Annotated in this window: 15 protein-coding genes and 1 tRNA gene; 9 read left to right on the top strand and 7 right to left on the bottom strand. The window is 59.6% G+C overall.

Annotation, left to right across the window (positions count from 1 at the left end):
* The first annotated feature begins 3 nt into the window (after positions 1 to 3).
* The 5 genes from HAP41_RS13025 to HAP41_RS13005 are packed head-to-tail and all read left to right on the top strand — an operon-like array spanning position 4 to position 4078.
* Complete coding sequence (locus HAP41_RS13025) at positions 4 to 519, top strand: hypothetical protein (protein ID WP_166101365.1); 516 nt, start codon at positions 4 to 6, stop codon at positions 517 to 519.
* Between the two features lie 3 nt (positions 520 to 522).
* The gene (locus HAP41_RS13020) at positions 523 to 990 is read left to right on the top strand and encodes a DUF7665 family protein (protein ID WP_166101370.1); all 468 of its coding nucleotides are present in this window, start codon (positions 523 to 525) and stop codon (positions 988 to 990) included.
* Between the two features lies 1 nt (position 991).
* The gene (locus tag HAP41_RS13015; protein ID WP_166101374.1) at positions 992 to 1456 is read left to right on the top strand and encodes a hypothetical protein; all 465 of its coding nucleotides are present in this window, start codon (positions 992 to 994) and stop codon (positions 1454 to 1456) included.
* A 1-nt stretch (position 1457) separates the two neighbouring features.
* Positions 1458 to 2822, top strand: coding sequence for a thiamine biosynthesis protein ThiF (locus HAP41_RS13010; RefSeq protein ID WP_166101380.1), 1365 nt, complete (start codon positions 1458 to 1460; stop codon positions 2820 to 2822).
* Between the two features lie 53 nt (positions 2823 to 2875).
* Entirely contained in the window at positions 2876 to 4078 is a 1203-nt protein-coding gene (locus HAP41_RS13005; protein ID WP_166101383.1) for a hypothetical protein, read from the top strand.
* Positions 4079 to 4614: 536 nt separating this feature from the next.
* On the opposite strand, the gene HAP41_RS13000 is transcribed toward HAP41_RS13005, so the two are convergent.
* The 3 genes from HAP41_RS13000 to HAP41_RS12990 all read right to left on the bottom strand — a co-directional run bounded on the left by HAP41_RS13000 (position 4615) and on the right by HAP41_RS12990 (position 11690).
* Positions 4615 to 7839 carry a UvrD-helicase domain-containing protein gene (locus HAP41_RS13000; protein ID WP_166101386.1) on the bottom strand — a complete coding sequence of 1075 codons (3225 nt, stop codon included), beginning with the start codon at positions 7837 to 7839 and terminating at the stop codon, positions 4615 to 4617.
* 53 nt (positions 7840 to 7892) lie between these two features.
* Positions 7893 to 10406, bottom strand: a complete 2514-nt coding sequence (locus HAP41_RS12995) for a PD-(D/E)XK nuclease family protein (RefSeq protein WP_224580868.1) — start codon at positions 10404 to 10406, stop codon at positions 7893 to 7895.
* Positions 10407 to 10583: 177 nt separating this feature from the next.
* Entirely contained in the window at positions 10584 to 11690 is a 1107-nt protein-coding gene (locus tag HAP41_RS12990) for a hypothetical protein (RefSeq protein ID WP_166101392.1), read from the bottom strand.
* Positions 11691 to 12258: 568 nt separating this feature from the next.
* Between HAP41_RS12990 and HAP41_RS12985 the strand changes: the two genes are divergently transcribed.
* Positions 12259 to 13425: a hypothetical protein gene (locus HAP41_RS12985; RefSeq protein ID WP_166101397.1), complete on the top strand. Its 1167-nt coding sequence runs from the start codon at positions 12259 to 12261 to the stop codon at positions 13423 to 13425.
* 469 nt (positions 13426 to 13894) lie between these two features.
* Here the strand turns inward: HAP41_RS12985 and HAP41_RS12980 are convergent, their stop codons facing one another.
* Positions 13895 to 14179, bottom strand: a complete 285-nt coding sequence (locus tag HAP41_RS12980) for a hypothetical protein (protein ID WP_224580869.1) — start codon at positions 14177 to 14179, stop codon at positions 13895 to 13897.
* 162 nt (positions 14180 to 14341) lie between these two features.
* Here HAP41_RS12980 and HAP41_RS12975 point away from each other — a divergent pair, with 162 nt between their 5' ends.
* From HAP41_RS12975 to HAP41_RS12965, 3 genes are all read left to right on the top strand, one after another.
* Positions 14342 to 15727, top strand: coding sequence for a hypothetical protein (locus tag HAP41_RS12975; RefSeq protein WP_166101400.1), 1386 nt, complete (start codon positions 14342 to 14344; stop codon positions 15725 to 15727).
* Between the two features lie 177 nt (positions 15728 to 15904).
* Complete coding sequence (locus tag HAP41_RS12970) at positions 15905 to 16144, top strand: MerR family transcriptional regulator (protein WP_224581038.1); 240 nt, start codon at positions 15905 to 15907, stop codon at positions 16142 to 16144.
* A gap of 1366 nt (positions 16145 to 17510) precedes the next feature.
* Positions 17511 to 19037, top strand: a complete 1527-nt coding sequence (locus tag HAP41_RS12965; protein WP_166051048.1) for a site-specific integrase — start codon at positions 17511 to 17513, stop codon at positions 19035 to 19037.
* A 189-nt stretch (positions 19038 to 19226) separates the two neighbouring features.
* On the opposite strand, the gene HAP41_RS12960 is transcribed toward HAP41_RS12965, so the two are convergent.
* The 3 genes from HAP41_RS12960 to HAP41_RS12950 form a co-directional block, all read right to left on the bottom strand.
* Positions 19227 to 19302: transfer RNA gene (locus tag HAP41_RS12960), tRNA-Lys, on the bottom strand.
* A gap of 180 nt (positions 19303 to 19482) precedes the next feature.
* The gene (locus tag HAP41_RS12955) at positions 19483 to 20091 is read right to left on the bottom strand and encodes a Spy/CpxP family protein refolding chaperone (protein ID WP_155794966.1); all 609 of its coding nucleotides are present in this window, start codon (positions 20089 to 20091) and stop codon (positions 19483 to 19485) included.
* Positions 20092 to 20290: 199 nt separating this feature from the next.
* Positions 20291 to 21304, bottom strand: coding sequence for a TRAP transporter substrate-binding protein (locus tag HAP41_RS12950; RefSeq protein WP_063981683.1), 1014 nt, complete (start codon positions 21302 to 21304; stop codon positions 20291 to 20293).
* Positions 21305 to 21445 lie beyond the last annotated feature (141 nt).

Here is a 21445-nt window from a genome sequence, read left to right as displayed (position 1 = left end):
ACAATGAAGTCAATCGACGTGTTTATCCAGGGTGGAGAGATTGCCGAGATCCTGGTCGGCCAGGCGGCTCCGATCCACTCGATCGCCGAGCTTCTTGCGAACTTTGAGCCTTCTCTCGGCAATCCCGAGGAACTCCTGGTCTTCGTCGAGGACGCGCACGCGCCGCTCGGTCTGGAGACCATCGTGGAGGAGCTGCTCCCCCTCTGCACCGATGAGGACGCGATCCTCATCCCGCTCAAGCTCCACGTGACGCGATGCCGTCATGTCGAGGTATCGGTGCGGTTCAACGGGGAAGTCGCCAAGCGCAAATTCCCGCCGAGCGCCACGATCGGGCGGGTCCATCACTGGGCGGCGCGACGAAAGTTCGGCCTTTCCCCGCGCGACGCTGCGGAACATGTGCTGGAAATCCGCGGCACCCAAAAGCGTCCTGACCGAGACGTGCATATCGGTGCTCTCACTAGTGGCAAGGCGTGTTCTGTTGAGCTCGATCTTGTGCCGCGGAAGCGGGTGGAGGGCTGACGCATGGCGGTCGCAGCACCGGACGAAAATGTCTTCCGCGCGCATCTCGCGAGCGGAAGCTTCCTGCTCGGCGCCTCGTCAGGAAGATGGCGCCTGGTCGCCGTAAATTGGCCGTACGCTGTCTTCGGCGTACGGGCCGCGGACGGCGTAGAATACGGCCTTCGCTTTGAATGTTGCGGCTACCCGCGAACGCCGCCAACGGCACGGCCTTGGGACATCGCTCGTGATGCGCCCTTGGCCAACAATCAATGGCCCAAAGGAAGGAGCCGCATTCCGTTGGCCTTCAATCCAGGATGGAAGAACGGATCGTGTCTTTACCTCCCGTGCGACCGTCAATCCATCGAGGGCCATGCAAACTGGTACGGCGAACATCCCAGCCTGATTTGGGATCCGTCGGTCGGCATCGTGCACTACCTGCGCATCGTTCACGACTTGCTCAATTCCGGCGACTATTTGGGGCACGCGGCTTGACATGACTCTGCATATCGCACGCCCCCTGTGGAACGAACTCACATTTGAGCTTCATCGCAAAACGGAGAATCGACACGAGTCCGGAGCATTTCTCCTTGGTCATCGTACAGAAGGTGAGCGTCGAGCTTTGAAGCTCCTCTACTACGACGAGCTCGATCGCGCCGCATACGATTCGGGCGTCTGCATTTTGCACGCCGACGCCTTCTCAAGGCTGTGGGACAGATGCTCAGAGCTGGAAATGACGGTCATAGCCGACGCGCACGTTCATCCGCTTGGAGCCGACCAAAGCAGCTCCGATCGCCAAAATCCGATGATTGCGCGCCCCGGTCACATAGCGATCATTCTGCCTCGCATGGCCAAGCCGCCTATCCGACGATGGAGCGTCGGGGTTTACGAATATCTGGGTGATCATCGTTGGCAGCCTCGCGGCGGCTGCCGCGGTTCGACCCTCAAGATTGGAGAATAACATGAACGGCATGACTGAACTCGAAGCGATGGCTGATGGGCTCAACCGTCTAGTCAAGATCGCACTCGACACCGGCGAGGCTTCCACCATCGAGGAAGCCGAACGCATCTTCACCGGGTATCGCATGCAAATCGTCGTGCGGCCAGACATCGCGGACAGCGTGGTATTGCAAGCCGCCCTGCTAACTGCCGTGAATTCCGGAGCACGTGCATTTCTCGGCGGCGTCAGCGTCGTCGGGGCGCGAGGCGGCCTATTGGTTTTGATCCCGGGCTTCGACAGCATCGAGAGCGCGGTTGCGGGCTTGGGCGGGCGCGTAGCGAATGATGTCCGCAAGGATCTGCCAACGCTGGTGATAGGGACCATTGGCAGCGCCGACCTCGAGCCCCTTGCGTTGCGCATCACATTTGCAGACTGGTGCGGTGGGGTCGTGCCGGCAAGTAGCGGACTGCGCCTTGCTGAAACGGGTGTGTTCACACCGGCCGGAGTTTTAGCGGGATCACTGGGTGTTGCTGAGTTGTTCCAACGTGCGCGCGGCGGTACGCCGATCGCTTGCCGCCGAGCTGTAGGACTCGATCTTTGGGACCTGCGTCGTGACTGGCTGACGGGAGCAAGCGGACCTTCGCTGGATCGACTTCCATCCGATATTTGGATGGTGGGTATGGGTAACCTCGGGCAGGCCTACCTTTGGACGCTCGGGCTTCTACCCTACGGTCACAAGGCCCTGCGCGTGGTCCTACAAGACACTGATGTTGTCGCACCTTCAAATCTGAGCACGTCTATGCTGACCACACGCATCATGCTTCGCACAAAGAAGACTCGTGCCATGGCAAAATGGGCTGAAGCCCGAGGCTTCGAGACCTCAATTGTCGAGCGAGACTTTGCGCCCAATTTTGTGGTCGGGCCTCGGGACCCCAGCCTAGCATTGATCGGCGTGGACAAGGCACTTGCACGGCAAGCGATCGAGGACGTGGGATTCGGCCGGGTTATCGAAACAGGTCTGGGGCGAGGGCCGCAGGATTTCCTCGGGATCGACCTGCATACATTTCCGTCGTCCAGACCCGCCCGAGAGGTGTGGTCTCAGGCTGGAGCATCAGATGCGGACATCACCCTCCCTGCCTATCGCGCAATGTTGGAGGAGTCGGGTGATCGCTGCGGGACGATAAGGCTTGCTGGCCGCTCGATCGGCGCTCCGTTTGTCGGTTCAGTGGCCGCAGCGCTCGCCATCAGTGAACTTGTGAGGCTCTGTGTGGGCGGACAATCCTACGAACTCGTATCTATTCACCTGCGTGATCCACGAGATTTCACTGCGATCGAGGGACCCACGCTGCAGGCTTTCAATCCCGGCAGTGTCGCAGCAGCCGCGTGACGGACATACGCCTTTTCCTACTATATTGATGCTTTTGATCCTGGCACCGTCGCATGTTTGAATTGCCGCCATATCGAAAATGCCCGAAATGCAAAGCAGAAGCGTTTGGCACGCTTTCCGTCGGCGGCACCGTAGCGGAGAAGCGCTGTGCAGAATGCCGCTACTCGCACGGAGAGATTCTTCCTGATCTGGACAAGCGCGTTGTCTACCTCGACCAGTTCGCCGTCAGTGAGCTCTACAAGATCAAAACAAGGACACGGCGCGCCGGCGCACCTAGTGAACAATTCTGGCAAGACTGCTACGCGTTCGCCAACCGCGCGTATTTGAGGCAACAGGTCATCTTTCCCTTCTCGAACCTTCATTCCGACGAGACGATTGTTTTCCATTCGCCGGAGGAACTACGTCTCGCGCACGAGATGTTCAGCGGAGTGACGCGATTCGAGAACAGCGACAGCATCGCCCGGCTGCAGGAGTGGATCTTTGCCGAGGCCTATCTCCACGGAGAAGAACCACCTTCCCTTTCCTTCAACGTGGACGACGTGTTGTCCGGCGATCGCAATGTTTGGCTACCGATCTATCACATCGGAGTGAACTCCGATTTTTCGATGTTCGCGCCGGGCTTGCGGAAGAGCAAGGCAACGGCTGAGGACAGCCTGAAACAGCTGGCGGAAGGCTGGGTGAAGAACCGAGCGACCTTTGACCAGATCTTGAAGCACGAACTCACAAGCTACGGCCCCGCCATGCGCTATGCGCTCCAGGAGGAAGTGAAGCGAAGCTATACGGCTTTTGCATCCGACGATCCATCCAGCGTGCTAGATATGAGCTTCGGCCTGCAAAACAGGTACAAGGAGCTAGCGGCCCTATTCGCCAAGCGAGCTGTGCCCGGCAAGGACGTGTCTACCTTCCTTGATTGGAAAGGCAACGAGCAGCAACCGGCGCACAAAATATTCGCCTATCTCATGGCTGCACTCGGCTGGCGCGTCTCCTCCGGGCAAAGCCCAAAATTGAGTGCGGGCATCCTCAACGACTTTACCGCGATCGCGACCTATGCGCCCTATGTCGACGCCATGTTCGTCGATCGGCAATGCGCGTCCTTGTTACGGCAAGGCCGGCTCCGTTCCAAGCTGAACTACCGCGCGCACATTTTCTCGATGAACAATCCTAATGAATTTCTGCATTATCTCACAGCGCTGGGCGATGCTGCGTCGAACGAGATCCGCATGTTCGCGCATGAGCTCTATGATGCGGAGCTCTGAGTCCGCTTGCGCTGGTCCGCCTCGCGTGGAGCGCCCCCGTTCGAATAACGTTCAACTGCGCCGATCGCGGAGATTGCCTTCTCACATGCGCGACAGCCCGCGCAAGCAAACGGGCAATCAGCGTGTCGGAGACGACGCACTTTAGGCAGCGATGGAAGGAGGCATGAGCAGCAGTTGAGATTTTTGATAGGGCGGCGGTGTTCGCCAACATTCGTCGACGCATATTCGACGGACACCGTCCTGCAGTTCTGGCAGCAGCACAGCGCGCTCTGCCACTTGCAGCCTCACCGGAGGGACCATCGTTTCGAGAGGCGACGGTGACGATCCGAGAATATTCGCGGCTCATCGGCCGGCCGCTCGCCAAGCGTTCCGTCGGAAGCACCCTGATACTGAAAGGTCTTGAAGCAGACATCTCGGTCGTTCTCAATGCCGGCGCTCTCAACGCACGCAATCTCTACGTCGCGATGGGCCGTGGATCGTGCCGGGTCTCGGTATGCTCGCCAACGCCAATCCTCAACTCACCCTGGTAAGGCGGGTTACGGCCGTTCGACCCAAGACACTTGCGCGGCCGACATATAGACGATAGCGCCCCGCTCGGCACCCGTGACGCGCAGATAGTCGCGCAGTTGCGCCACATGCGCACTGTGTGTCGTCGCCGCAGGATTCACGTCAGACTTCCAGTCGACAACGAGTGCGATGCGCTCTCCCTCAATTGCGGCAGCATCCGCACGCCCCGCAAGAAAACACGGCGGATTTGCCGCCCAGAGCGGAACTTCTGGCACCAGTTTCGCTAGGAAGGGCGCGAGCTCCGGCAGGGCTAATGTGCGCAGCGCCGTTTCGGCCATCTCGACCGCGTCGGGCTTTGCAGCATCCGTCGGGTCATCGGATTGCAGTTGAGCAAGCAATTCGGTCGCGCGATGGATGGCCTCTTCACGAAAGTGCTCAAGTTCGCCGGTGAGAAGCTCTTCCATGAGCTTGTGCAGGATCGTGCCCCGGAGGGCGCCCGCTCCTACAATCCGTGCCGTCACAACGGCCCCCGCATCAACTACGAACGCATCAACAAGGTCGGCGCTCCGATCAGCATCGCGGTCGCTCGGACGGTCCCATGCGATCGGCGGCGAAGCGGCGGCCAGTCGCTCGCCTTCGGCAGCAAAGACCGCCACCGTCTGATCGTTTGCGAAGGGCTGCGGAGCGGTTACGATTGGCTCGGGCAGCACGTCAGCTCGGATCTCGGAAAGTCGCTTTTGCCCCAGATCCATCACCCGTGACCAGGACCGTGAGGGAGCGCCAGGCAGATCAGGAATCACCAAGAGGTCTCGGGCACGCGTCGTTGCGACGTACCAAAGCCGCTCGCGCTGCCGCGCCTCGCGAAACTCCTCCTCCTCACGGGCAGCGACAAGTGCCGGCGGCTCGATACCTCCAACGATCCAGTGAATCGTATTGTCTGACTGCCTGTAGACGAACTGATCTTGAGGTTTGAACTGGGTCGACGAATTCACGGTGATGACCACAGGCCATTCGAGACCCTTGGCGCTATGCATGGTGACGATCTCCACCGAGTCTTCGGACGCGTCGCCCCTCCCTTCCGGATGCCGGCGCTTGCTCTGCCATCCGCGCTGGAGATCGAGCGCGAACGCACGCAGCCCGGCAACATTGTAGGGTCTGGCGAGTTCGACGATGGCGTCAAGGTTGGCGCGCGCGCGCGCGTTGCGCTGGCTGTGCCGAGCTGCCATGATCACTCTCAGGTTCAGGCGCTCGATTGCGAAGGCGACGAGCTGCATCGGCGTGAGTTCGGCGGCAAGTCGATGCAGCGCCTGGAGCTTTAACAGAACATCCTTTGCGAGGGGGTTGATTACCTCGTCCGCTGAGGTCCGCAACTGGAAGCGCCGGCGCCCATCTTGGTCGGGCGAGAGTGCCGCCGTAATATCAAGAAGGTCTTCGTCGGTGAGTCCGACGACGGGACCTCGCATGAGCGCGCCAAAAGCCAGAGTATCGAGCGGGTCGGCCAGCGCACGGACCAGGACGAGGATGTCCTGAAGCTCTTGGCGCCGAAACAGCGCGTGGCCTGCCTGGGAGGCGACCGCGATGCGTTGCGCCTCTAGGGCGCGTTCGTAACGCCAAAGATCGGTGTGCGTCGGAGCAAGCAGCGCTATATCGCCTGCGCGCAAGTATCGTTCCGTTCCGTCAGGACCGTGGATTTTCAAGGCGCCAATCAGGCGCGCGCACAGCTTGGCAACGGCTGCCGCTTCCGCTTCGCGCTGGTCCTCGGCGCTCGCGTCACGCGGAACGTCGATTGTGAGCTTCGCTGCTGCACTGAACGGCAGCGGCGGCAGCGTAAGCGTCGGAGCGAGCGGTACGAAGCCCGGTTGTCCCGCCTTTGCAAGGACGTCCTGAAACACGTGGTTGACGTGCGCGATGACCTCGGGTCGGGATCTAAAGTTCGCGATAATAGCAAGCAGGCAGCCGTTTTGGGATTCCGCAATCGTAGACTTCGCGAGCGCGTAAGACTCTACGTCAGCGCCGCGAAAGCGATAGATCGCCTGTTTGGGATCTCCCACCAGGAACAGCGCCCCGGGGCGCAAGACTGCACTGCTCCAAGTCGAGGGCTGCGATTGCGCGGCTATGCAGAATACGATCTCCGCCTGCACGGGGTCCGTATCCTGGAATTCATCGACGAGAAGGTAGGGATACCGGCTACCAAGCCAGGCGCGAATGTCGGGATTCTCGCAAACAAGCGCTCGCGCTTGCCGAAGCAAGTCATCGAAGTCGAGGACGGCCGCCTGGCGTTTACGCAGATCGTAAGCCTCGATTACCCCGTTCAGGTGCGCAGCGAGTTTATGCGCTAGGCTTTGGGCAATGCAGCCAATCATCGCTCGATAGGCTTCGCGAACCGTCTCGAAGTGTTCGACCGCTTCATCTGCGCGACGCCGTCCATCCGCCTCGCCAAGACTCTGCTTCCAAGCGCGCATCCTGTCATAGGGCAGCAAGTCGATACTTCTCTGCCGCATCATGCTGATACGGGGCGGCTGGGTCAGCCGCCACAACGCGGAAAAGCCAGCACTCGCGTGATCGCCCGCGAAGAACGCAGACAGACGCTCAAGATCAGCGATGAGGCCCGCAGTCCACGTCTCTCCTGGTCCGGCGGCATGCCAGCGGGAAAACGCAGTGACGGCGTCTGCGAAGGTCCGGTCCGGACGAGTCGAGAAATCCGGCGCGGGCACGGTCGCGCTGCGATAGTCTCGCCGGAGGATGGCAATCTCGCGCACACGCTTGACCACCCCCAGAGGGTCGTCCTTTGCAAGAACAGAAATCGGACCGTCCTGTTCGTCGTTCCCGGTCAGCACCTCCTTCAGCCAGTTCGCAAGCACTTCATCAAAAAGGGCATCGGCAACGGTTTCGTCAACGACGCGTGAACCAGGATCAAGGCCAGCGTCGATCCGGTGCGCACGAATAATGCCTTGGCAAAAGCCGTGGATCGTAGTGGCAGTGATTTCTCCGACGCGTGGCGCCGCCTCGTCCAGATGCGTGCGCTCTGCTGGACCTAATGGCAGCGAGAGAATCCCAGCGAGTGCCGGCGGCAGCCGTCCGTGGCGAAGCTCCTCAACGGTCCAGCGTATCCGCGCCTCGAGCTCGCTCGCTGCAGGTTCGGTAAAGGTAATCGCTGCGATCCTGGAAGGATCGATCCCACTTGCTATCATCATCGCGACGCGCGCGGCCATCAACGACGTTTTGCCAGTGCCAGCCGCAGCTTCGACCAGCATGTTAGTCTCACAATCAGTGAGCGCGCGTCGGCGGGCATCCAGGTCAGGCACGCTCACGGGCTACTCCAAAGTTTGTCTAGTGCACTGTTCGCCTGAGCAAATAAACGACGCTTTACGCGACGGTAAGAATCGAGGTCCGCAGGTAGGGCGACAGCAAGCGGATCGAAGAATACAGGCGCTGGCCCCGGCGCAATCTGCCCATTTCGTTGCAGGTGAACGCCGGCCGCCGTGAATGCGGCCGCAAGATCAATGGCCTTCTCAAGCTCCTCATTGGCAAGGCTTAACGTCCGCGCGGGGTCGTGCTTTAGATACGTTAGCTGTGAGCTGACGCTCCGAACATCAGAAAGGAGGAATCGTACGGCGAGGCCGTAGAAGACCCGCTGGAGTTCGGCGCCGCGATCAAACACGACTGGCTTCTTCCGCTCGGGCGCCATGCCGACTTTGTAATCCGTGACGACTGCCGCGCCGCGTGCCGCGTCTTCGTCAAGGCGATCAATCCGTCCACGGAAGACAACTCCGGTCTTTCCGATGGGGACCGGCGAGAGCGTGGTCCACGGATGAGGTCCGTCACTAGGCTCGCCAAAGGAAAGCTCTGTCCAGCTCCTACCGCGCGGTTCGCCTAGTGCATCTCCGAGACCTCGCAGTGCTCGTTCGCGTGCCATCTCCAGTGTATGACGCCAGAGAAGGCCGGGTGGAACGGCTCTGGTGATCGGCCAACTTTCGTTGAGGCGGGCTACCTCTCGATCGAGTGCAAGGCTAATCTCATCGATATTTTTGGGTGCGCCATTGCGCAACACGCCCCCGATGAGAGCGTGAACGAGTTCGCCGAACGCTCGGTGATCGAGCGCGAGGGGTTGAGAGTCTAGATTCGGCTCGCGCCAGTGAAGGGCATATTCCCAGACGAATCCCAACGGATCGCATAGAAGACGATGGAGAGAGGTCGTGGATTGAACTTCCACAAGGGCATCGACAACCAGCGGGTGGTCGGCACGAACCTTCCCGTCATGAGCGGTGTGTTGCTCACCATCCCACCACGCGCGCCAACAGGCACGACTTGCCCGCACTTGGGGGTCTTTGCCCGCGTCGACGGGCCGGGCGTAGAGACGATCGCTTTCGCTGAAGGCGTGAGAGGGTATCGCGCTCCGCCCGACCACGCGCTCTTCTTTTTTCGGCCACAACGTGCTGGCTGCTTGCAGCGATCCAGTCGCACTCCTGTAGGCGCGTGACAGCGTGTAGTTGGCCGATTGGCCGACGATGATGTCATGCATCGTCTGGTCACTTTCGGCTGCTTCAGCGGACGGAAGTTGCAATTGCCCTATCAGGTGCTGCGGCAGCAATGGGCTCTCGCTCGACCGTCTCGGCCATGCGTTCGCATCGAGCCCGATGAGGCGAACATATGCGCGCGGCGCCGCCGCCACATGACGGGCAGATCCCCACGCGATAGAATTTCCCGGGTCGCGTCCGTCGGCAACGCGCAGAGCCTGCAAGGAGAGCTCAATTGCCTGTGGGGGGGCCATGCGCAAAGCATCCCGCCACAGGCTCAGCGCCGGCCCCATCAAAAGACGCCGCCCTACTCCTTCTGCCGACGCAATCCCGCCGGCCAAGTCTTCGAGAATCGGCAACAATGCCCGTTCCGCAAGGTCACCATTCGCCCGCTCGTCTCGAGTCTGCTCCAAAGCATGCCGCCAAAGCGTCGGACTGGTCAGCGCCGCGCTTCGCCGCAAGCCTTTGGCCCAGTCGCTGGGCAGATTTTCTTTGGCTGGGCTGCGCGGCAGCCTGGCAAATAGGAGCCTAACACGTTCCTGAGACAGCCCGCGTAGCAGGATGTCCGCGAGTGCAGCGCAGGCCTGCCCTTCACGGGTCGCTAGCGCCGGAATGCCGTGCGTGAAATGCACGGGCATCCCTGCTTCGCGCGATAGAACCAGAAACGCATCGTCCCAAGCCGAAGGCGAGGCGGCCGAAATGGCGACCTCGTGGGGAGCGGCTTTTCCGTCCGCCACAAGCGCGCGCGCCCAGCGCAGTGATTCCCGCACTTCGTTACGCGGATCGGCACAGAGATCTGCGGAGCCAAGCAATGCTGTGCCCGATGGGCGCGTTTGGGCGTCCCCAGAGAACCAGTCGCGACGACTGTGCTTCGATGCAATCCATCGTACTGGCACGACATCGCAGAGCGCCTGGACGAGTGGATGCCAAACGGCCTGGATGTTGGGGACGTCTTGAATAGTGACGGCGCCGAGTACTTTTGGAGCGAAACGAATTCGCGCCAGAGCAGCTTTGACCAAATCGGGAGGCGTAAGCATTCCAGACGGCAGTTCGTCTCGGACGCGGCGTTCGAGCAACACAAAGTCCCTTAGCCGGGCATTATCGGGAAAAGAAGCCGGCGCATCCATGTTCCACCAGTCTCGGAGCGGCGCAGCCGCGGGCATCCCCGGCAGTTCGGAAACCTTGCCAATGTCCTCGTATCCGCCCGCCTCGAGCGCCTGCCTTATTGCCAGATACAAGACCTCTTGCGAGGCTGGTGACACAAAGCCGCCGGCAAGGCGCGCGGCGAGAAGCGGCAGCGTCATGACCTGCCGACCAGTGGCCCCTTCTCGAGCCGCATCGAGGCGCCGCATTCGCAGCGCTAAAGGCCCATCGACGACTACAGTATGAATTAGCATATCGCGCCCTATCGCCGGACTGAAGGCAGCGATACCCGATCGCTGCCGGAATCGCGAATCTTAAAGGCGACGCATTCCCGCCGTCTAACCCGTCACCGCTATCGCGTCAGCCATCTCGTCGACGGTCTTTTTGAAGCGCGCAGGATCGTTCAAGGCGGCCTTCACCGCTTCTGCCCATTCTGATTTCGTCGACATCCACCCGACCGTCCTATCGACATCGATCCCACGGTTTCGGGCAAGATAGAGCGACAAGATCTTCGCGGGCACCGAGTCGTGCACTAACTTGGCGCTCTTTGGATGGATCATAGCAAACACGCGCCAAGCCCGGGCAACGGCAACCAGTTGTCCATCTTCTGCGAGCTTGGACAATAGTTCGAGAATTGGCGCCGACGGGATGACGTGTGTCTCCGAAACTTCGCCGACGATGGCTTCCGCTACATGCGTAGCCTGCTCGACTCCGGCTGCGGAGAGCGCCACGGCGAGCGCTTCGATCGCCTCGTCGCCTCCGACGCCAGCAAAATACTGTGCGCGGTCGGTGAACCCTCTCGCCGCGTGCGCAGCGACCTCGTCCTTGTCCGCAGGCAGGACCCGCAGGATGCCATCTTCGCATTCGAATATGCCGGCCGCCACGAGAGCGGCGAAATCCTTCTCGAATCGAGGATGTTCTGCATCGACGCCGAAAAGACTTGCCGTGTCGCCGGAAACGACGAACGCCAAGGTGTCTGGCTCGAGCTGCGGGATCAATTTCTTGCTGCCTTTTCCTCCGAGTAGGAGAGAGACGACCATTGATTCCCGCAACCGCTGTCCCGGACCGGAGCCAGGCCGAAGCAGAGCGGACCTGCTTCGGTGAATGACAGAGGACGAAAGGACGTAGGGCACGACGGCACGGTAGTAGTTGTGCGAGAGTCCGTCGCCGCCCGTTGTCTCCAATTTCCCCTCATCCAACCAAAACAATGCGGGTATCCAGCACGGCTGGGGCAAAAACGCGATCAGCCTGCGGCGAAATGCGCCAGGATCGACAGGTCGATCCGACCCTGCCAATGATCTGCTGAGGTCGTGCCAATCTCGAAAGCCGCCTGCGATCGCAGCGGCTTTCTGGCAGCGATTAAGCGGAAAAATGATCCCGCTGTCGTCGAATAATGATTTGAGATTCTTAGCGAATTTCTTCGCCCCTTCGAGCGTCGAGAACATGCGAGCGTCCTTCATCTCGGCCGGGTCAAGACGCGCTGCTCGTCTCATCGGCCGAATGATGGGGAATCGGTCGCGAGAGCTGGGTGATGGAGTAGTCGTTGGACCAAGAGTCCTTTGCCAGGGCAGCGGCCTAGCCGACGAAGGCGGCGCGAGTCGAATCTAGAGCCGTTCGCCCGTCTTTTCAAGAATGAGCGTGAATTGTCCCGTGATCTTTGGTCGTCCGGGGTCGGACTCCGAGAGAGAACACTGGTCCGCGACCTTGCTGTAGGTCTCTGGGGTGGCAGCGCTCCTTGCCCCGGCGTCCTTATTCCTTACGATACAGCCGGGTTGCGGCGGTTTATCGAGACCGGATAGCCCGGTTTTCATGAAGATTGCCTGCAGCACTGCCGTCCGGTTTCATCCGGACGAAACAGCAAAGCACTTTGCGAGACGTTTTCGAGTTGTGGAGGCATCTGTCCGTACTGCCAAAGACGCACGAAGACGTCTGGCGCAAGTGCTTTCTTCCCACTGCTTTTGGCTATTCGGCATCTTAATATGATGAACGCCCAGCTTGGAAAACGGTCTGATCATGAAGCTGTTCGAAGACAAGGAGCGAACACGGCAGGAACCGAAAAAGCAGGGCGAAGCCGACTTCGCGTTTTACGATTCGTGCGCTTGGCATTCGATGGAAACCTACCGCCAGTTGGTCAACGGCTGGATCGCGGGGCTACCGGAAGCAGAGCAGGCCGAGATGGTCGCCCGAATGAAGGATAGCGACAGCGCCCACTATCAAGCTGCGCTCGCTGAATTGACGCTCCACGCCGCGTTGTCGAAGCTTGGTTATCAGATCGAAATTCACCCCGACTGCCCGCATCCGACCCGCAAGCCGGATTTTTTGGTGAAAACCCAAGACGGCGCTCCCGTCGCCTATGTTGAGGTCACGACGTTCGGCCCAACGCTCGAAGCTGTTGGAATGAGTAATCGCGAAGCGGCGATCTACAACGCGATCGACAAAGTCAAGCTGCCCGCCGGGTTCAGATTGAGCTATGATGCGATTGCTCGCGGAGCCAGCAGTCCGAACCTGAACAATCTATGTGCAGAGATCGAGAAGTGGTCGGCCGAGAACGCCCAGGAAGACCCAGAAATCATGCCTGCCAAGACGTTCGTGGCTGACGACTGGCAGATCGAACTCACCTTGGTCGGTGGTTTTAAAAAGGACATCCCCGTCAAGCGTTCGATCGGGAGCGCGATGGGTGACGCTCGTCAGGTGCAGGCGGAGGAGGAAATCCGCGCAGCGCTTAAAAAGAAAGGAAGTCGATACGGAGACTTTGCTCACCCCTATGTCGTCGTTGTCGTCGACTGCAAGGGCGAGCTAGCAGGAGGGGACTCTAACGCCGACAACTTTATCGAAGCCGTTCACGGCACGGTTTACACTGAGTTCCGTACCTTTGCTGATGGAGCCATTGAGACGGAAGACAAGAGACGCAACAACGGCTACTGGGGCCGTCCCGACAGTCCTCGCCATCCGAACGTGAGCGCCGCCATTCTTCTGCCGCGCCCGCACCTCTGGGACTTGCGAGAGGATCGATGGCAGCCACTCATCATGCGACACCCTTGGGCGGCGCACCCGTTACCGGACGAAGTACTCCCACTTCCGGGCTGGAAGTTGAACGAGGAAGGCGAGTTCGCACCCGTAGAAGGGACGCGGCTCGCCGACATCCTTGAACTGCCGGAACCGTGGCCGCCTGAAGATTAAGCGGAATTGCCTCGCCAACTAAGGGTCAAATCGCGGCTATCACATTTGCGCGAAACCTCTGTCCGCTTCGCCTTCGAGCCGGCTTCAGTTCAAGGCCGCCAAGAGCAGACAGCAGTTGCTAGTGGGATTGGCTGGGGGATGCCTCTTACTCAAAAGGCCCGCAATGCATTTTGAACGATCGAAACAACCCTGTTGCCCGGCATTCGGCCGGTGGTTGGTATCGTTCAGCCAAAGCTAGCACCGCCCGCCACACGTCGGTCTTATCCATTGCGATGCATGCTTCTTCGGCCCGCCCTGCGAAGAGCCTTGTTGCCTCTGATCCGTTCAAGCCGATCCTTTGACAAGTCTCAATGACGTTCTGACGATCATCGCTGCACCCGTAATCATGCCAAACCGAGCCAAAGGTAGTGTCCATAAATTTTGCTTGTGCCGCTGCTCCGGCAGTAAGCTCAAAAACTCGCACGCTCGCCTATTCCAGTGGATCGATGCCCATAAACCAAAATAGCTTGCGCCATTGCTCCGCCGTCCATGGCATGCCTTCCCTGATGCCTTCGCGCTCCCCGAATTCCATAAGCTCGGGCATACCAAGCGGCAGCTCGAACACGGAGCAGTGTGGAGTGTCCTCGTTCATTTCTATCCAGCGAATGGCGTTTTCATTGGTGATGCCTACGCGACCTATCGACAGAACGCGGGCAACAGCATGGCCGGACTCATGGACGGCAGTATCTCTCCGTGCGCCCCCACCGAAATCCATTTGCTCTCCTCCATTGACCAGACCATTGTAAGTTAAACGTGCAATAAGTATCGCTCTAGGAGTTCCACGTATTCCGACCATGAAAAGCCACGCGATTTGCGCGGTCACAGTTGCCGGGCAAATGGCCGACCGTAGTGTAGTGGCAATGATGAATTCCGCAGCATGAAAGCGAACAATCCAGATTGGACCGCGCCGCGCACTAACCAGGATTGGCGCGACGACGAATTGATGCTGGCAGTTGCCTGGCTAAAGTCATTCGTTCCTCGCAAGGAGATGGAGCAGAGGCTAGACGTCGCGAAGACCAATCTTCTTACTGCCCAAGACCGCATGCGGGCCGGCATAATGGGACCGTTGTTTGACCCGGCGGATACGGCCGCTTGGTACATACTGCAGGCTGAGACCTTTGCCACCGACCGGGCTCTGTGGACGCCAGAGGGCACAATGCGAGTTGTGCCTTTCCTTACGCGTATCGGCAAAGAGCTGAAACTTCTTCTCAGCGTGAAGGGAGTCGAAGAGCGAGCGGCTCGCATGATGTTGCAGGAGAGACGCCAGCCGGACAGCAGCATTTTCGAGATGCTCGTCGCACTTGCCTACCGACGCAGAGGTTGGAGACGGGTCGAGTTCGTTCCGGAAACACCCGGGCGCGGACGAACCCCGGACATGCACGTCTTCCGGACAGGAAGCAGCTGGGCGGCAGAGTGCAAGCGCTTGGTGCCTTCAACTTACGCCACGCACGAAAAGGCGCGGGGCACGCGGCTCGCACAACCTATCCATGAACTATGCCTGGAGCTTGGCGAATCCGTCATTGTCGAGGTGAAGTACCAAGTCGAGCTTCGCGAAATCGCGGACGACTATCTCGTGCGACATGTGAGACAGGCTATCGAGCGGCGATCGCTGTCGCCTTGGAAGGACGAGGTGGCGACCGGACGAGTGCGTCCCATAGATTGGACGTTGCTTCGGCGAATTCTCGCAAAAGACTACATTTATTTTGATGGAAGTCGAATGATCGAACTTCTGGCCGGACACTACGTTCATACGGCCGATCACAGCATGGCAGCCAAGTGGCGTCCGGCCCCTTTGAGGCCCACATATGCGGACGCTGTCTACCAGGCCAGCGTGGTCAGCTGGGTCAGTAAATCAGATGCCGCCGTACGTCAAAAAGCGCGTCACTTTCGCAGCACCATCGCCAAAGCTGAGGGGCAGCTTCCGAGCGACCGGCCGGGAGTGATTCACGTTGGCATCGAGAGCTCGGCGGGGGCGGAAGTTGATTTCGCCCGTCACTTCTTCAACACGATGCAAGCCAGAACATTTGCGCCGACGACCTCACGCCTCAGATGGGTTTACGCAAACTATTTTGTTCCCGAAGCAACCACGCGAGAGAACGAGACATGGGCGATCACCGAGACGATGGTGCCGTACAAGATCGGTCATCATCGAACACGTTGGCCACTGCCCGGCCACATGTTGGTCTCGCCCGAGAACGGAAGTGAAAGCGGGGTACATTGGCATCCCCGGAGCGACGCAGCAGCGAATTCAAATCGAGAATAGTCGCAGCACCAACTCTTGCACTTTCCGGCGGCGCCGCCCAATGAGGCCAATTGAGCTCTGGGAATGGTGAGCACTATCCTACCAACCGCGCTTCCAGTTCATCCGATTTGCACGCCAGGGTACGCAGATCGCGCCGTGGCCATCCTTTCTCGTTCAGAGCTGCTCTAATTGATTGTCGTGGAGATCATCGAGGCACATGCGAGAACCATGGTTGACAATGAAAAAAGCAACCGGCGCCGGTTGGTCGAGTTCAAGGACGGCTGCCGCTACGGCAAATTCGGAAGGACTAAGGCTTATGAGCTGATCAGCCAGGACAGGATCAGGGCCTACAAGATGGGAGGCAAGACCATGATCGACCTCGACAGTGTGGACGAATATCATGCTTCGCTGCCGAGGGTCGAAGCGAGAGTAAACTAAGCCGCCGGTCTGCGTAGCGAAACGATATGCACGCGGTCGCGCTAAGCTAATTAGACCGATGTTGCATTGAACGTGGGCCGATAGGCCTCACGATTATAGACGCCGTGGATCTTATCCTTATCGCCCTTCCCAAATTGGTGCCGCACCACCTCATCGCGCCCCGATGTTGATGCGCGCGATCGGACGTTGGACGTCCAGCGGCGATAGGCGCCTTTTTGCGTCGGACTGACGCCTAGCGCAACGCAGTGGTCTCCCCGAAATTGTCGCCACCCGCCCCTGGGATTTCGATTTTCAGCCGGGTTTGATTCCGCTCGGAACTTTGAAGAGGGCGGAGCGGCAAAGGCCTGGCCTGCGACCGAGGGGTCCGCTGTTTTATTTTTTTGTCGCGAATACTGCTTCTCGGCTTGTCGGTATTTCTGTCGGTATCGGCAACAATCGGCGATAAAAGTCACTGTAAATTCATGCGGTTATGGTATTATTCTGTTGGCGGCCAGGGGCAGATCACTGCGTTGAAGCCAAGCGCTCTTTAGGATTCCAGAATCCAACCTCCTGCAACAGTTCGCCAAGTTTAGGTGGTCAGCACGGCCGAACGCGGTGGTTCATCATCATGAACCACAAACCAAGCAACCGCACCAGTTTCGCACCAGAAACGGCCGGAACAAACCAGGGCGAACACGATCAAATCCAAACGAAAAAGCAGCAAGATCAACGAAGCTGATCAATGATCTGCCGCTCATAACGGTCTAGTTGCAGGTTCGAGTCCGCTGACCGGCCGGTGAAATCTACACCCTCGTGATGCGCGGGTTCGTTCACCGCACCAGTTACGCGAATCCCCGAAAGCGGCGACGAATGTCGGACATGTTGCACCGGGGCATCCTATTCGTACTCCAAAGAAGCCGAATTCCCTCCGCGCGAAGGGGAATGCTTTTCGCCTGTAGTCTTTTCTGCTCATTTTGCTTCACCAAGACTTCCGTCAAAAGGCCAGGAGCAGCGAGGCAATATGCATTTGCGCCCCGGGAGCATGCAGCCACCCTATTCTTCGACCGAGGTCGCGGCGGATTGGCGTCTCTTTGGATACATTCTATCGCACGCGCCGCCTCAGGCACGAGCGCGATGGCTTGCCTTCGCCGATCAGCGAGCGAGGACCGCTGAAATGGGAACGCACCGGCTTCGATGCTTGGGTTACCCGACATCATCCTATGCGCCCAAAGACGATTGCTAATGACGCATTCGCGCCGCCGCCTGCAGCAAGCGACCAGGATCACCGCGAGCGGCTGCGGAGAGCTTACGGCCAGCACGACTCTTGACAGACTAGATCGCGCTAGATTCCAATGGGTGCCATCTCTTACTGGCACTGAGGCTCTTTATGGCCGATCCCAAGTTTCCCCATGTGAAGTGGCGTGATGGCCGTCCTCGCTCGTCGCACGGCGCTTATGCCAGAGCTCTCGGCTTTGTCGATGCTGACTTGCGCCATCCGCCGTACGATGAAAAAGGACGTCCGGTCGGTGCGTGGTTCAATCTCCAAGAAGCATCAGACTTTTCAGACAAACGAAAGTCAGAAATCGAGGCGGCGCGCCGCGCCGGCAAGCTGCCGAAGAAAATTACGATCCGGAAGCGTTCTACGATCGAAGACCTATTGGACGATTGGAGTAAGTCGGTTGAATTCAAGGCGCTGTCGTCCGCCTCGCAATCTTCCTATCGCAAATGTATCTCAGCCATCTTGTACCGACCGCAATCACGTGAATCCGCGGCTAGGATGCGTGCCGAGATCCGTGCCGCCAAGCTGCTCGGTGTGGCCGAGCCCGTACGAGAACTCGAGGCGATTGCAACTGCCACTCCGACATCAATCGGCAAACCGGAATTCCGCGCCTCCTATAATTATGCGAAATCGGCTCGCGGCCATCATATGGCGCTCTCGATGATAGCCACACTCTCAGCGGCATTCACTTGGGGACAGGAAAGCGTCTTGTGGCGCCTCGGACCCAACCCGCGAGAAGGCATGGAGTTCGATCATCCAGACGGACGCATCGTGCAGGTGACGATGTCCGAATTTTCCGCGTGGGTCGCAGCGGCCGATGCCATCGACCGGCCTTCGGTCGGAGACAGCTTCCATCTGGCTTTGTTCACCGGGCAACGCCAGACCGACCGTCTAATTATGCGCAATGAGAGCGACGTCGAGGGCCGGCACGCGTTCCGGCAGAGCAAGACCGGCGAGCTTGTCGATATCAAAGAGGCGCCACAACTCAGCGCACGGCTAAATGCCTCGCGTGCACGAATAAAGGAACTCAAGCTTCGGCTTCAACTGGATAAGGTCCCACCCGAACTCGTGGTCAACGAGGACAATGGTGAGCCTTACGACGAGAGTACCTATCGCCATTGGGTGTCGACGGCAAGGGCCGTCGCTACCTTCGGCTATCTCGCGCGCGACAACGCGCGCCAGGCAATTGTACGTGCAGAGCGACTGAACGCCGAACTGATTAAAAACGTCGACAAGCTGTTCGCCCCCTTTCCTCTCGATGAGGAGAATAGGGCGCAGCGTGCTCGAGCGGTCGATCAGCGCAAGAGCGCATTATCGGAGTGGCTGGATGCGCAGACCACACGCGACAGCAACGGCCATGAGACGGCATGGCGTCTAAGGCCTTGCCCCGCGCTGATGTTCGTCAACGGCGCCGGCGAACTCGACCAAAAGCACGACCAAGACCTACATGATACCTGCGTCATGCTTCTGGATCGAGCTGGCTGCGACTTGCTGACGATCTGCGACATCACTGGGCATTCATACCGAAGCGCGCAGACTATCGTGAAGCACTACCGCGCCCGCAATGCGGCTCGTGCCGATTCCGGTATCGACAGGCTTGAATTGCAGGTGCGGAAGGAAGGCATGGGGAGCTGAACGCAGACCATTAGGTCTCCATTTTGCTGCGCGTTTCAGCGGTGGATGAGCTTCGGCCCCAATTATCCGACTCGTCGCACGGCGTGCGACGTACGACGTACGACGTACGACCATCAAAAGCGTCGCACGAGACCCGGTTTGTTCTGTCGCGGAATTTAAAAAAGCCCTTGCGGGCCAATCTCTTAAGGGTGGTGGGCGCACCAGGGCTCGAACCTGGGACCCGCTGATTAAGAGTCAGCTGCTCTACCAACTGAGCTATGCGCCCGAAAGGCGGTCAATGCCTTGCGAGGCCGGTCGTTTAGCAAAGCGATCCGGGTATGGCAAGCGATGTGGCGCATGTTTTCCAAGGTTCTTCCACAGGCCCGAAAATGCGAAAAGCCGCTGGATTCCAGCGGCTTCGCCAAGGCCAATCCCGGGGTTAATTCCTCGGGAAATACGGGGTGGCTCAGAGCCGGCCCTCGCGATCCCGGTCCGGGCCGCCGTCACGGTCGAAACGGTCGCCGTGGAAGCGGTCCATGCCGCGCTCCATCATGCGGTCCATGCCCCGTTCCATGAAGTGTCGGGACGGGCCGTCCCCACCGCCGCCAAACGGGCCACGGTGGCGGGTCAGCACGGCAAGGCGCCGCTTCTGGCCCTCGTCGAGCGTCTTGTAGAGCGGATCGGCGGCATCGGCGATCTTCTTCAGGGCGGCGGAGGTCGCGCCCATGTCCTCGGCGCGCTGGCGCAGGCGGGCGACCGGATCCTCGGGCTTGTCGGCGTTCTTGCCGGCGTCACCGGGGCCGGCGTTCATCCGTGCGTTGGCGCGGTCGATGCGCAGCTTGGCGAAGTCGCGCACGGCAGCTTCGACCGGCGGCCAGAGCTTCTCCTGGTCGGCGTTGAGCTTCAGCCCGGCATGGACGGCGGCGATCCGCGCGTCGACGAAGGCGGCACGGTCCTCCGGGTTCATGCGGACGTGGCGGAAGTGCTCCATCCACGGGCGATGAAATTGGGCATAGACCGCGCCCGAGCCGGCGATGCTGAGCACGGCGATGGCGGCGATGGTGAACTTCCTCATACGGACCTCCTCTGGAAGGATGCCGGTGAGGATGAGCGCCGGACGGCTGACGCGCAACTTACAACTTGGACAGAGAGAGCGTTCTTACGAAGATGTAACTCCCCTGAATGTCCATTCAGATGCAGACTGAAATGTTTTGCAACAAAAAGGGCCTCCGCGCAGGCTGCACGGAAGCCCCTTCATTGATGGTCGATCCGGATCAGTTCGTCGTGCTCTTCGATTCCTTGAGGAACTCGTCGATCAGCGGCTGGCCGACGCGGCCTGCGGCGTCCTTGTAGACCGGCTCCATCGCCTTGCGCATCGCCTCGTCCTGCTGCGGCGTGAGCTTGATGATCTCGCTCTTGCCGCTCTTCTTGATCTCGGCCAGCGCGTCGTCGTTCTCCTTCTGCGACTGCGCGTTGTTGAAGTCGGTCGCCTCCTTCATCGCCTTCGACAGCTGGTCGCGGATGTCGGCCGGCAGATCGTCCCAGAACTTCTTGTTCACGATCACGACGTAGCCGATGTAGCCGTGATTGGTCTCGGTGATGTACTTCTGCACCTCGTGCATCTTCTGCGTATAGATGTTCGACCAGGTGTTCTCCTGGCCGTCGACCACGCCGGTCTGCAGCGCCTGATAGACTTCCGAGAACGCCATCACCTGCGGCAGCGAGCCGAGCGACTTGAACTGGGCCTGCAGCACGCGCGAGGACTGGATGCGGAACTTGACGCCCTGGTAGTCGGCGGGCGTGACCAGCTTCTTGTTCGCGCTCATCTGCTTGAAGCCGTTGTCCCAATAGGCAAGGCCGGTGATGCCCTTGGAGTCCAGCAGCTTGAGCAGCCGGAGGCCGAGCGGGCCTTCCGTCACCTTCCGCAGCGTCTTCAGGTCCGGAAGGATGTAAGGCAGATCGAACACCTCGAATTCGCGGATGCCGAGCGGGCCGAACTTCGAGTTGGACGGCGCCAGCATCTGCACACTGCCGAGCTGGAGCGCCTCGAGCTCTTCCTTGTCCTTGTAGAGCGTCGAGTTCGGGTAGACTTCGATCTTGACCTTGCCGCCGGTGTACTTCTCGGCAAGCTCCTTGAACTTCTCCGACGCCTTGCCCTTCGGCGTGTCGGTGGCGACGACGTGACTGAACTTGATGATGATCGGCGATTGGGCCGATGCCGGCCCGGTCAGGGCCAACGCCCCGGTCAAGACCGCAACCGATGCCGCAGCCCAAATGAGTTTCCGCATGCTTCCTCCCGCACGTTTTTTGGTGGGGCGACGAACCGTCGCCCCCAAGCCCTAGATTCAAGACTTGAAGGCAGGATTATAGGGAAGCGGGCACAGGCGCCATTGCCCCTTAGCAGGGGGCGGTTTGCAAAAATGCGGTAT

It is taken from the genome of Bradyrhizobium barranii subsp. apii, assembly GCF_011516635.5.
GTDB classification, from domain to species: domain Bacteria; phylum Pseudomonadota; class Alphaproteobacteria; order Rhizobiales; family Xanthobacteraceae; genus Bradyrhizobium; species Bradyrhizobium barranii.
This window is presented reverse-complemented; position numbering and strand designations above follow the sequence as displayed.